Here is a 12,560-nt window from a genome sequence, read left to right as displayed (position 1 = left end):
AATTTCCTTAGGCAATGGAGTCTGCCATAATTGCCTGTAGAGGCTGATGACTCCTACTCGAAAGAGTAGGAGCTTTTTTCTTTGAGGTGGGACAATTGAAACCAAGAGACTTCACCGAAATCAAGATTATCGACACTCTTATGAAAAAAGATAGAAACTGTCCTGTGTGCGTGCTTGTTGAAAGAAGTGTTGAACAACTCATCGATACGATACTCTATGAACTTGTGAATGATCCTCAGATCAGAGCAGATCTGAGGGAGGTTGGCTTGTGCAAGAGACATACCGACAAGGTTCAGCAATACCTTCAGAAGCATCCTGAGCTCGGGTTGTTAGGAATTGCAATAATATATGAAGACATGATGGATAGCCATCTCAAAGCCTTAAATGAAACCACGTCTTTGAATCACAACTGTTACTTGTGCAACCGTGAAACTGAAATTGAGAGAATGTACATAACTTCCTTTGGCAAGTTGTTCAACGATAGAGAAGGCTTAGATCTTTTCAGAAAAAGCAAATCAATCCTATGTATCGATCATTATTGCAAATTGTCTTCAAAGATGAATCCTGCTTACAGAAATAGCTTAAGTGAAATTGAGATAGCAAAGCTGACTTCACTGAAAAATGATCTATCTATGTTCATTAAGAAACACGATTATCGAAACAGGGAATCTTTTAAGGAAGAAGAAGCAAGTGCGTATAGAATTGCTGGTGGGATACTTGCCAAACCAGTGAATTTGAATGCCAGGAGGAGTTCGAGATGGAAACCTTGGAAACTTTCGCAAGACGCGTAACTGAAAATGTGTCAAAGGTGATCGTTGGGAAAGAACTCATCATTGAGAAAATATTGGCTTCGATGCTGAGTGACGGACATGTCCTTCTAAACGATGTACCCGGTGTTGGTAAAACAATGTTGGCAAGAGCATTGGCAATCTCTACTGGACTGAGCTTCAACAGAATACAGTGCACGCCAGATCTGTTGCCATCAGACATAACTGGCTTGAACATCTTGGATACCAAACAGAATGAATTTGTTTTCAAAAAGGGACCTCTCTTCACAGACCTACTTCTCGCAGACGAGATAAACCGAGCAACTCCAAGAACACAGTCTGCCTTATTACAAGCCATGGCGGAAAGACAGGTAACAGTGGATGGTACAACTTACCCACTGAGCAAGCACTTTTTTGTGATAGCCACGCAAAATCCCGTTGAGTTCGAAGGGACATTTCCATTACCAGAGGCACAGTTAGACAGATTCGCAATCTGTGTGTCACTGGGGTATCTCGAAAAAACAGAAGAAATGCAGATGCTCCGCAGATTAGAAAAGATGCATCCTATTGACTCACTACAGCCAGTCTGTGATGAAAGTGAATTGGCTCACGCCAAGGAGATGATTAAGAAAGTCTATATTGACGACTCTATATTAGAGTACATCGTGAGAATCGTCTCACGCACCAGAAGCCATGAAGACATAGCCCTTGGCGCAAGCCCAAGAGGTGCCATCGCCTTAATGGAGATTTCGAAAGCACTCGCTGCGTTGAGAGGTAGAGAGTATGTCCTACCAGACGATGTGAAGGAAATAGTAATCGATACACTCGCCCACAGAATAATACTCAGACCCGAGGCAAGGCTCATGAGAAAAACTAAGCAACAGATAATCGAAGAAATTCTCAAAACGGAGGAGGCTCCCATAAAGAGTGAAACTTAAACCAAGAAAAATCGTTTCGTCGAACAGTTTGCTCGCGATCTTGACAGTTCTCTCAACACTCTGGCTTGTCGCAAACCTCAATGGCTTTTCGGTGCTCTTGAGCGTCTCATGTGCATTTCTTTGGATGAATTACTTCACAACAAGACAAACAATAGCAAATCTTGAAGTTGAACGATTTTCAAATAGAACAAGGGCTTTTACAAATGAAGATGTCATTGTAACTCACAGGTTGTACAATAATTCTGGATCATTAAGAGTAACCGTTCTGTCTCAAATAGAGATTGCTGAGTTTCTGTCATACAATCTACTGGAACAGGAAGTGACGCTGAAAAAGTCTCAAACAGTTACGATACAGGCTAAGACATCCTTTTCTACTCGTGGCAGAAAGGTTCTCACAGATTTTGTTGTTGTCTACGAACATCCTCTTGGTTTCTTCAAGCATTGGGCTTACTACCACGCAGATCAAGAAATACTCGTACTTCCCAAGATCATGCACTTAGAATCATTCCCATCGAGACTTCGAGAGTTACTTCCGGGAAGCAAATCTGATTTCAAATTGCTCGAAGACACAACTCAGGTGAAGGGAGTGAGGGAATACTCAAATGAGCCTTTGAACAGAGTTCATTGGAAGATATCGGCGAAACTTGGCTCACTGTATGTGAAGGAATTCGATTTCACTGCGATCAGTAGTACAATACTCTATTTGGATCTGAATCTATCTAAAGAAATCTTTGCCAAAAATGTGTGGGCACAGATAAGAAAGAACTACGAAGAAGAGGCGGTGCTGGCGGCTTCATCGATCATTTACTGGCTGACACGTTTTGGTAATCTAATCGATCTCGTTGTGATCGCGAAGGATGTCCTCAAGACGAATTACACACCAAAGTCTGACTGGGTGAGCGCCGTTGAACTTCTGGCAATGGCAAAAGGAGATGAGAATGGACCACAACTGAATGAAGAATTGGCAAAAGATCTGTATAGGTTGACACCATCGAACACCTTGGTCATCATATCAATGTATTTGACCGATTCACTCTTACCGCTTTTGATAAATGCCAGGGCAAAATGTTCACGTGTAATAGTGCTTCTGATTCCATATGGCTACAGAGATCCAAGGTATAAACCTTCCAGAACATACGAGATGTATCCAATAGACATGCAGAGACTTGGTGATAGAGCAAAATTGCTCGAAAGAGAACAAATAATCGTCAGAATAGTAAAACCAAGTCAAACACTTCAGGAGGTCTTCGATGAAATCCAAAGCCCTTAACCGCTTTTTGTCAAGCTCTGTCATTGCCTTAGTTGCATTCTATGTATTCAGTTCGTTGATGCCTCTGTGGGCAAACTTAATACTCGTTGCTCTGACAGTTTTCTGTGTACTACTTCTCACTTGGGATATAGGTTGTTCGATCGTTCTCATATTGCCAATCATCTTCATTACTACCTTTGTGATCTCTGGAATCGTAAAGATTGAATTCTTCAGCGCCATGGTACTAATCTTTGTGATCATCTCATTAGTCTTGGTCTCGACCTCCGATGGGGTTCTTTCACTGAGTTCTTTAATCTTTCTGGGACTCTATTTCAGCTTGACAACAGTTCACGGTAGAATCTTCGATCTTCTGTGCTTTGGGCTTTTGATTGGCTTTTGGTACGCAAACAAATCAAAGTTGTTCAATCTGAAGGTTGCTCTGATGTACGTTATGGCAACTGTCTTGGTAGCGGTTGGCTTTGCCAGAGTAAATCTCTTCCCACTGAAACCTGTTTTATCTTCTATTCCACAACCTCAGAAACAAGAAAGTTCCGAGAAAATTCAGTCACAAGAGCAGCTCATAATCACGATCAAATCAAGCGATCAGCAAGAGTCATCAAAAAAAAGCTGGCTGACAGACTTCATAGACAAAGTGTGGTTTCCAATTGTACTGATACTCTTTGGCCTTCTTCTCTTCACATTTTCAGTAACTAACTTTGGCGTAAAAGGGACACTCAAACTTCTCTTACTCGGATTGCTCATCTTTACAGTTTCAGTCTCAACTTTGTCACTCATCTTTAGATTTATAAAACCTAGTGAAAGAGTCTCACAACAGCTTCTGTCACTTCAAGAAGGTGAACAGCAAGCTCAAGAGAGCTATCAGGTTAGCCAAGAAGCAACTGTTCTGATCGTCGAAGATTCAAGAACAAAAAAATCTTTGACAAACATGCAAACAATTCTTGATTGGATAAGCGTTCTTTCACTCGCACTCATGAGTGTTGTTTTGGTATATTCTATTTTCAAAGTTTCGGAGCGCATAAAACTACCTGTGAGAGATGAACAAACTGACTTTCTTGAAGATATTGTGGTTTATCCGTTGGATAAGATTCCAGAATATGAGTGCAGTGAAAGGTATGTTCTTGGAGCTTATTGGTGGCTTCGCAGAAAGTATTTCCCCCAACATCACAACATGACACCATATGAAATTCTTGCACTCACAAACAAAGACAAGGATCTTTATGTGATAAGTGATATCTATGTAAAAGTGAGATATGCCAAACACACGATCAGTGAGCAAGATACAGAACTGTTTCACGAACATTTTTTAAAATTCATAAGAACTATTGACAACTCACAGACAGGTTGAGAAAACTTGAAAAGACTTACTGCAAAACATGAAAACAGCTACACTTCAATGCCGAGAAATTTCCTAACCAACAGACCTATGAGAAACGAAACTGCTGTTACTCCCATGCTTATGAGAAACATCTCAAGAAAATTCTTTTTGAAACTCTGATCCTTGACAGTTGAGACAAAAAAGGTGAAGATGAATATCACAAAGACTGCATTCACTACGGTGAGAAACAACGCAGCAAATGGATTTTCGAACAAAAGGTACGGAAAAGTGAGAAACAGAACTGTAAAGATATAAGCGATTCCAGTGTACAATGCTGACTTGAGTGGTTTCTTCTCTCCTCCCTCAGACTTTCTGGACAAATAATCTGAAGCAGACATCGAAAGTGCAGCGGCTATGCCGGTGATTATGCCAGAAAGGGCAACGATAGAACTATTCTGCAGAGCGAGTGTTAAGCCGGCGAGTGCCCCCGTCAGTTCCACAAGGGCATCGTTCAGACCAAGGACCATCGAACCTATGTAATCAAGTTTTTCTTCATCGATCATCTTGAGTAACTTTTCTTCATGTTCCTTTTCTTCCGTTGCGAGCTGACTTAGATTAATTTCTCCAACCTTCCCATAAGCCTCCTGTGCTTTTTCTTCGCCTCTTTCCATCAATTTCAGTGCGAAGGTCAAGCCAAGAGTCTTTGCGAGTACAAAATACCAAAAGACCTTCATCCAGTTGGGAGAAAGATCTTCCCTTGTTATGGCTTTGATCTTCTTGTAGTGAGCAAGTTCGTCATCGGCTATCTTTGCCAGAATTTCTCGATTTGAAGATCTCTCGTACTTTGCAAGCAGTCTATAAACATGATATTCAGTAATCTCATTTCGCTGAAGTTCTGTTAGCAATCACGAACACCCCTTTGAAAGTAGTATAACTTAGAAAAAATTGGAAAACAAGAGGTTCTAAGGAGTTTTTGTCATTTTTTGCCAAAGTTCAAGAGCGCTCGGTGTAGATTTCTCAGCAATTGGCAGTCAATGGTGCTTCAAAATCTGCAAGAAAGGCATAATAAAAAGAATAACTGCTGTTGAAGGGAACCAAATTGTGCATAAACCTCAAATGTACTAATAATTGGAGTTATGAAAATAATGATAGATGATACAATATTCTTGGAGGTGAACATATGCCAGAATTTGTCAATCCATTTAGTGGTAAGGTTCCTGAAAGAAAGTTGACACTCTCGGAATTGATAAGAGCCATCAGACTCAATATTGCGGCGGAGCACGAAGCCGTTCATCAATATCTGTCTCATGCCGATGCTACTGACCATCCTTTGGCGAAAAAAGTCCTCAAAGAGATCGCCGACGAAGAAAGAGTTCATATTGGAGAGTTCACAAAACTGTTGGAGATTCTCACAAAAGACGAGGCACAGTTCATGGCTGAGGGTGCTAAGGAAGTTGAAGATATTATCAAAGAAATTGGTGATGAAGAACCCACCGTTGGTTCTCTCAAAGAAGGTGAGTAAGATGGCGAATAAGTATTTGATGCAGGAAGATGCACCTCTCTCGGCAGAGCTTTGGGAACTTTTCAACAGAACCATGATAGAAGTTGCAAAAAGCCAGCTTGCAGGAAGAAAGATCCTTTCAGTGAAAGGACCGTTCGGTTTTGGCTTACGGCAGGTGTCTTTGGGAGAAGTTGAAATTGAACCTGGCATTTTTTCAACCAAAGTTCTTCCTTTGACTTACATACACAAAACCTTCTCGATATCTAAAAGAGATCTTGCTGCCTATGAAAAAGAAGCGGTCACTCTCGATCTTTCTTCACTGATTGAAGCCACAAAGGAATGTGCAAAGATAGAAGATAGGTTGGTTTTTGAAGGCATAAATTCCAAGGGTTTGCTCAACTCAGATGGTGTACTAAGTTCTGGGTTAAGATCTTGGAAGAATGTAGGCGAAGCAGTCAGCGACGTCATCGAAGCTGCTACTCAACTTGACGAGGCTGGCTTTCATGGTCCATATTTGCTTGCTCTCTCTCCTGACAGATACAACCTTCTTTTCAGAAGGTACGAAAGTGGAAATCAAACTGAATTTGAACACCTCAAGACCATCGTTAAAGCCGTACACAAAGCCCCAGTTTTGAAAAACTCTGGTGTACTGATACAGGAATCAGATGTCTATGCCTCTATCGTAGTTGGTCAAGACATCTCAATAGGTTTCATAGGACCTGTGGGAGAAAAGCTGGAGTTCTCTATCTCTGAAAGCATCGCACTTCTTTTGAATGCACCTTCGAGTATCTGTGTCTTGAAATAGATATAGAGTGCCATTCTAAATTCAACTCAAGGTAAAGTACTTTTTTCTTTTTGAAAACACATAGCAGTCAGGTGTCTGTGCTATTATTGAATCAGTACAAGTGAATATTCCCCTCCCACGGGGAATGCCCTTGTATAATTCCGAGAATAAGGCTCGGAAGTCTCTACCGGACAGCCGTAAACTGTCCTGGCTACAAGGGCTCTATTTGTTTTCGGTAGAGACTTTCGCTACCGATTTTTTATTTTGTGGAGGTGCTGTGATGAAAGTTGCAATTGTTGTAGGAAGTGACAGCGATTTGAAGTTTGCACAGGAAACCTCTGAGGTACTCAAACTCTTCGATCTTCCACATGAAATCTTCATCCTTTCTGCCCACCGAACACCACTTGAAACAATGGACTTTGCGAAAAACGCAGAAAAAGAGTTTTCAGTTATCATCGCAATGGCAGGCAAAGCAGCTCATCTACCTGGAGTCATAGCCTCGATGACCACACTACCAGTGATCGGTGTGCCTCTTTCTGTTTCTTTGAATGGACTCGATTCGCTTCTTTCAATCTGCCAAATGCCAACAGGTGTACCTGTGGCGACAATGGCAGTAGATGGTGCAAAAAACGCCGGACTGTTTGCAGTTCAGATACTTTCACTCACCGATCAAAAGCTCAGAGAGAAATTGAAAGAGTACCGTGAGAATCTGAGAAGTACCGTTGTCAAAAAGAATTCTTCTTTGAGAAATGGGGTGAATAAATGAAGAAAGAAATGATCTACGAAGGCAAAGCCAAGAGGGTGTATAGGACAGATGACTCAGACCTTTTCATCATCGAGTACAAGGACGATGCAACGGCATTTGACGGCAAAAAACGCGGCACAATAACAAACAAAGGTATTCTTAACAACAAGATCTCTGCGATCTTCTTCCAGTTAATAGAAAAGCACGGCGTACAGACACACTTTGTCAAGACTTTGAGCGATAGAGAGATGCTCGTCAGAGCAGTCAAGATAGTCCCTATAGAAGTTATAGTGAGAAACATCGTTGCAGGAAGTCTTTCAAAAAGACTTGGCTTACCAGAAGGGACTACGCTGAAAAGAACCGTCTTAGAGTTCTGTTACAAAAGTGATGAACTCGGTGACCCGATGATAAATCACTACCACACCCTTGCCATGGAACTGGCAACAGAGGAAGAACTCAAACAGATAGAGCAGACCGCTTTGAAGGTGAACGAGATTCTGAAGAGTTTCTTGGCACAACGAGGAATTGTCTTGGTCGATTTCAAACTGGAGTTTGGCAGAAAAGACACTCAGATCTTACTCGCAGATGAGATCTCACCAGATACCTGTAGATTCTGGGACAGCTCGACAAACGAGAAATTAGACAAAGATAGATTCAGAAGGGATCTGGGTAATGTCGAAGAAGCTTACTGGGAAATCTACAAAAGAGTGAGCATTTAGGAGTGATACTGTGTACAGAGCAGTCGTTCAGGTGACACTCAAAGAAGGAGTACTCGATCCTCAAGGAAATGCGGTGAGAGGAGCTTTACATCACCTTGGTTTTCATAAGGTTCAAGAGGTGAAGATCGGCAAAATCATCGAAATCACCCTCAAAGCTGATTCAAAAGAAGAAGTCGAAGAGTCTGCTCAGAAAATGTGTGAAAAACTGCTCGCCAATCCCGTTATCGAGAGATATACCATACTGTCTGTGGAGGAACTCTCATGAAAGCGGCGGTAGTTGTCTTTCCGGGATCAAACTGTGATAGAGACGCATATCATGTACTCAGGCATGTAATAGGTTTCGACTGTCAATATGTCTTCCACAAAGAAAACTTTCACCCTGAGGACTTCGACTTGATAGTCTTGCCGGGTGGTTTTTCCTATGGAGATTATCTCAGAGCTGGGGCAATTGCGAGATTTTCACCGGTTATGCGATCTGTTACAACAGCAGCTCAAAGTGGTGTTTTAGTTCTTGGTATCTGCAACGGCTTTCAGATACTCACCGAAGCAGGTTTGCTACCAGGTGCTCTGATGAAAAACAAAGACCTCAGATTTCATTGTCACGATGTTTATCTGCTGGTAGAAAACAACGAAACACCTTTCACTTGTTTCTATCGAAAAGGTGAAGTTGTGAAGATGAGTATTGCACACGGTGAGGGTAATTACTACATAGAAGATCTGAGAAGCATAAGGGATCAAGTCGTCTTTCGCTACTGTGAAAAAGATGGTAGCACAACAGAATCTGCGAACCCGAATGGATCAATCTTCAACATAGCTGGTGTAGTCAACGAGCGCGGTAATGTTTTCGGATTGATGCCACACCCAGAAAGATGTGGTGAAGCAATTCTCGGATCAGCCGACGGCAGAAAACTCTTTGAATCTATTGCTCTGTATCTAAAGCGAGGTAAATGCAATGTTGTATGAACAGTTCGGGCTCAACGAAAGAGAGTACAGGAAAATTCTTGAAATCTTACAGAGAGAACCAAACGAAGTTGAACTTGGAATCTTTTCAGTAATGTGGTCTGAACACTGTAGTTATAAACACACCAAACCGCTTTTAAAAAAGTTTCCAACGAAGGGAAAACGCGTTATTCAAGGACCAGGCGAAAATGCCGGAGTAGTAGATATAGGTGATGATCTTGCAATTGTTTTCAAGATGGAAAGCCACAACCACCCATCCGCAGTCGAGCCATTTCAAGGTGCTGCTACGGGGATAGGGGGTATTGTGAGAGACATCCTTGCCATGGGGGCAAGACCCATAGCATTACTCGATTCTTTGAGATTCGGTAATCTGAAGGTGCAGAGAACAAAATATCTATTCTCTGGTGTAGTTTCGGGCATAGCCCACTATGGAAACTGCATTGGAGTGCCCACCGTGGCTGGTGAGATCTACTTTTACGACTGCTACACAGACAATCCTTTAGTGAATGTCATGTGTGTCGGGATAGCTCGCCAAGATGAAATAAAATACGCAAGGGCACAGGTTAATGACGCAACGGTGATGCTCGTCGGTGCAATGACAGGCAGAGATGGCATACATGGTGCGAGTTTCGCATCTGAAAATCTCACAGAACAGTCCGAGAAGAAAAGACCTTCAGTTCAGATTGGCGATCCTTTCATGGAAAAATTGCTCATCGAGGCGTGTCTTGAAGCTGCCAAGCTCGACTGTGTACTTGCGGTTCAAGACCTTGGTGCTGCAGGGCTAACATCGGCGTGTTCTGAGATCGCTTCCAAGAATGATAAAGGCATCGAGATAGAGCTTTCGTCGGTACCACAGAGAGAAAAAGATATGAATGCCTATGAGATCGTCCTGTCAGAGTCTCAAGAGAGAATGCTATTGCTGGTAAAACCTGGTCACGAAGAAGAGGTCAAACAAGTCTTTGAAAGATGGGATCTTAATGCACAAGAGATAGGTAGAATGACAAATGATGGTCTTTTCACTGTGAAGATGAATGAAAAGATCGTTGCACAGATTCCTGCGAAGGCTCTTACAGATGAGGTACCAACGATCATTCTCAAGGCGAGCAAAAACATTGCACACCGTGAAACTGTCTTCCCATATGCACAAGATTTAGAGGAATGCTTCTTGAAACTACTTGGAAGTGAAAACATATGCAGTAGAAGATCTGTTTACGAAAGATACGATCACAGAGTTGGTACCGACACAATCATACTACCTGGTTCGGATGCTGCAGTCTTGAGGATCAAAGGGACAAAAAAGGCAGTCGCTTTGACAACTGATTGCAACAGCCTTTATTGCTACTTAGACCCCTATGAAGGTGCGAAGATTGCAGTTGTAGAAGCAGCAAGAAATCTTGTCGTCACCGGAGCAGAACCAGTTGGTATAACAGACTGTTTGAACTTTGCAAATCCCGATGATGAGAATGTCGCAGATCAGCTTGTCAAAGCTATTGAAGGTATTGCAGAAGTGGCAAGATTCTTTGAAATACCAGTAGTTAGTGGCAACGTCAGTCTTTACAACGAAAGCCCAACCAAGAAGATATATCCAACACCAGTTATAGGAATGGTTGGAGTTATAGATGATCTTTCAAAGATCTGTGATGCTTCTTTCAAAGATGAAGGAGACTTAGTTGTCTTACTTGGTAGACAAGATGTGGAAGAGTCTGTCTGCGAGTATACCAGAGTAATTCACAACATAGAAGACGGTAACCCACCTACGATCGATCTAACCTTCGAGAAGAGATTACAAAAGTTGTGTTTGAAGGCTATCAGAGAAGGAATTGTCAAGTCAGCGCACGATCTTTCGGAGGGAGGTTTGGCGATCTGCTTAGCTGAATCGGCTATCTTAGGCGGCATGGGAGTTGAATGCAATGTGTACACAGACAGCAGAGTGGATTTCTGCCTCTTTGGTGAAACTCAATCACGAATCGTTGTTAGTCTTTCAAAGGAAAAACTTGAGTATTTACGAATTCTCTCACAACAAGAAGAGGTACCCATAACCGTCTTGGGTAAGGTGACAAAAGACAGATTCTGCATAAGAGTGAACGGCGAGAAAGCCATAGATATTGATGTGAAGAAAATAGAAGAAATATACAACTCTTCACTCGAAAAGCTGGTGAACGAACAATGGCATTGAAGGAAGCCTGTGGTTTGCTGGGGATTTTCTCATCGTCCTTCGATAAGACAATAGCAAAAACTGTCTACTATGGGCTTTTTGCCCTGCAACATAGAGGTCAAGAGAGCGCAGGCATAGCTGTGAGTGATACCAATTCGATTAGACATCACAAAGGCTTGGGATTGGTCTCTGAAGTCTTTGACGAAGATGAACTTGAAAAACTCTGTGGCAAGATAGCCATCGGTCATGTGAGATATTCAACAACAGGGAGCAATGTGTTTTCAAATGCACAGCCGTTGGTCATCAGATACCATTCTGGGGAACTTGCAGTTGCACACAACGGAAATCTGGTGAATGCTTTGGAAATCAGAGAAAGACTGGAAAAGAATGGTCTCATGTTCCACACGACTACCGACAGCGAAGTGATTGCTGCATTGATAGCAAGATCTCAGACAAACCTCATCGATTCGATATTCAGTTGTGTGAAGCAAATCCATGGAGCTTATTCTCTTTTACTTATGTCGAAAGACCAACTGATAGCCGTTAGAGATCCTCACGGCTTTCGACCGCTGTGCCTTGGCTCTTACAACGGTTCGTATGTTGTTGCATCTGAGAGTGCTGCGTTCAATACAATCGGTGCAACTTTCATAAGAGATCTGAAACCTGGAGAGATCTTACTCATCGACGACTCTGGTTTGAAGAGTTACGAATTACCAAAATCAAAAAGGTCATTGTGTGTCTTCGAGTTTGTATACTTTGCAAGACCAGACAGCACCATAGACGGTGTAAGCGTCTACCTGGCTCGCTACAGAGCCGGAGCAATCCTCGCAGAACAACACCCAGCCGAAGCAGATTTAGTTGTTGCTGTACCCGACTCAGGGAGCGTTGCTGCAATAGGCTTCTCTGACCAATCGAAGATACCGTTGGGTATGGGGTTGATTAAAAATCGGTACATAGGAAGAACCTTCATAGAACCTTCTGAGAGAATGAGAAACCTTGGGGTGAGACTGAAACTGAGCCCTTTGAAGGAACTCATAGATGGCAAACGCGTTGTCTTGGTCGACGATTCCATAGTTCGTGGGACAACAATGGGACAGATCGTGAAGATGCTCAGAGATTGTGGGGCTAAAGAGATTCACGTGCGCATAAGCTCTCCACCCATAACGCACAGTTGCTACTTTGGTATAGACACATCAACTAAGCGTGAACTGATTGCCTCGCGTTTTGATGCAGAGTCGATAAGACAGTTCATCGGTGCAGATAGTCTTGGTTATCTGAATTTGGAAGGACTGATTGAAGCAACTGGTCTGACAGAGAAAGAATTGTGTTTGGCTTGTTTCAACGGGGATTACCCTGTGATGACGCCCATGGAAGGCAAGAAATATCTCTTTGAAAAAAGATGAGGT

The 12,560-nt window shown here is 42.4% G+C and carries 13 protein-coding genes and 2 riboswitches; of the genes, 12 read left to right on the top strand and 1 reads right to left on the bottom strand.

Annotated features, from left to right (window positions below; all coding sequences use genetic code 11):
- The first annotated feature begins 1 nt into the window (after position 1).
- Positions 2-63, top strand: a riboswitch (Fluoride riboswitch).
- A gap of 32 nt (positions 64-95) precedes the next feature.
- From ACSFC1_RS01490 to ACSFC1_RS01475, 4 genes are read left to right on the top strand one after another with little or no spacing between them, the layout of a single operon-like run.
- Complete coding sequence (locus ACSFC1_RS01490; RefSeq protein WP_435564365.1) at positions 96-791, top strand: DUF6062 family protein; 696 nt, start codon at positions 96-98, stop codon at positions 789-791.
- Complete coding sequence (locus tag ACSFC1_RS01485; protein WP_435564364.1) at positions 758-1,705, top strand: AAA family ATPase; 948 nt, start codon at positions 758-760, stop codon at positions 1,703-1,705. Before ACSFC1_RS01490 ends, ACSFC1_RS01485 begins: the two co-directional genes overlap by 34 nt.
- Positions 1,695-2,975: a DUF58 domain-containing protein gene (locus ACSFC1_RS01480; protein ID WP_435564363.1), complete on the top strand. Its 1,281-nt coding sequence runs from the start codon at positions 1,695-1,697 to the stop codon at positions 2,973-2,975. The genes ACSFC1_RS01485 and ACSFC1_RS01480 overlap by 11 nt, the downstream gene beginning before the upstream one ends.
- Entirely contained in the window at positions 2,956-4,320 is a 1,365-nt protein-coding gene (locus ACSFC1_RS01475) for a hypothetical protein (protein ID WP_435564362.1), read from the top strand. Before ACSFC1_RS01480 ends, ACSFC1_RS01475 begins: the two co-directional genes overlap by 20 nt.
- A gap of 38 nt (positions 4,321-4,358) precedes the next feature.
- Here ACSFC1_RS01475 and ACSFC1_RS01470 read toward each other — a convergent pair whose 3' ends face one another.
- Positions 4,359-5,195 carry a VIT1/CCC1 transporter family protein gene (locus ACSFC1_RS01470; protein ID WP_435564361.1) on the bottom strand — a complete coding sequence of 279 codons (837 nt, stop codon included), beginning with the start codon at positions 5,193-5,195 and terminating at the stop codon, positions 4,359-4,361.
- A 275-nt stretch (positions 5,196-5,470) separates the two neighbouring features.
- Between ACSFC1_RS01470 and ACSFC1_RS01465 the strand changes: the two genes are divergently transcribed.
- The 8 genes from ACSFC1_RS01465 to purF all read left to right on the top strand — a co-directional run bounded on the left by ACSFC1_RS01465 (position 5,471) and on the right by purF (position 12,557).
- The gene (locus ACSFC1_RS01465; protein ID WP_435564360.1) at positions 5,471-5,812 is read left to right on the top strand and encodes a ferritin family protein; all 342 of its coding nucleotides are present in this window, start codon (positions 5,471-5,473) and stop codon (positions 5,810-5,812) included.
- A gap of 1 nt (position 5,813) precedes the next feature.
- Positions 5,814-6,596 (top strand): family 1 encapsulin nanocompartment shell protein, encoded by a 783-nt coding sequence (locus tag ACSFC1_RS01460; protein ID WP_435564359.1) that lies wholly within the window; start codon positions 5,814-5,816, stop codon positions 6,594-6,596.
- Positions 6,597-6,706: 110 nt separating this feature from the next.
- A riboswitch (purine riboswitch) is annotated at positions 6,707-6,809 on the top strand.
- Positions 6,810-6,855: 46 nt separating this feature from the next.
- Positions 6,856-7,341, top strand: coding sequence for a 5-(carboxyamino)imidazole ribonucleotide mutase (gene purE, locus ACSFC1_RS01455; RefSeq protein WP_435564358.1), 486 nt, complete (start codon positions 6,856-6,858; stop codon positions 7,339-7,341).
- Positions 7,338-8,039: a phosphoribosylaminoimidazolesuccinocarboxamide synthase gene (purC, locus tag ACSFC1_RS01450; protein WP_435564357.1), complete on the top strand. Its 702-nt coding sequence runs from the start codon at positions 7,338-7,340 to the stop codon at positions 8,037-8,039. Before purE ends, purC begins: the two co-directional genes overlap by 4 nt.
- Before the next feature lie 10 nt (positions 8,040-8,049).
- On the top strand, positions 8,050-8,304 hold the full coding sequence (purS, locus tag ACSFC1_RS01445; protein WP_435564356.1) for a phosphoribosylformylglycinamidine synthase subunit PurS: 255 nt from the start codon (positions 8,050-8,052) through the stop codon (positions 8,302-8,304).
- Positions 8,301-9,002, top strand: a complete 702-nt coding sequence (gene purQ / locus ACSFC1_RS01440) for a phosphoribosylformylglycinamidine synthase subunit PurQ (RefSeq protein ID WP_435564355.1) — start codon at positions 8,301-8,303, stop codon at positions 9,000-9,002. The genes purS and purQ overlap by 4 nt, the downstream gene beginning before the upstream one ends.
- Positions 8,992-11,175, top strand: coding sequence for a phosphoribosylformylglycinamidine synthase subunit PurL (gene purL, locus ACSFC1_RS01435; protein WP_435564354.1), 2,184 nt, complete (start codon positions 8,992-8,994; stop codon positions 11,173-11,175). Before purQ ends, purL begins: the two co-directional genes overlap by 11 nt.
- Positions 11,166-12,557, top strand: a complete 1,392-nt coding sequence (purF, locus tag ACSFC1_RS01430) for an amidophosphoribosyltransferase (RefSeq protein ID WP_435564353.1) — start codon at positions 11,166-11,168, stop codon at positions 12,555-12,557. Before purL ends, purF begins: the two co-directional genes overlap by 10 nt.
- The last annotated feature ends 3 nt before the right edge of the window (positions 12,558-12,560 follow it).

The organism is Pseudothermotoga sp. U03pept (genome assembly GCF_051235805.1).
Classification (GTDB): domain Bacteria; phylum Thermotogota; class Thermotogae; order Thermotogales; family DSM-5069; genus Pseudothermotoga_B.
Note: the sequence above shows the minus strand (reverse complement) of the source record. Positions and strands in the feature narration are given on the sequence as shown.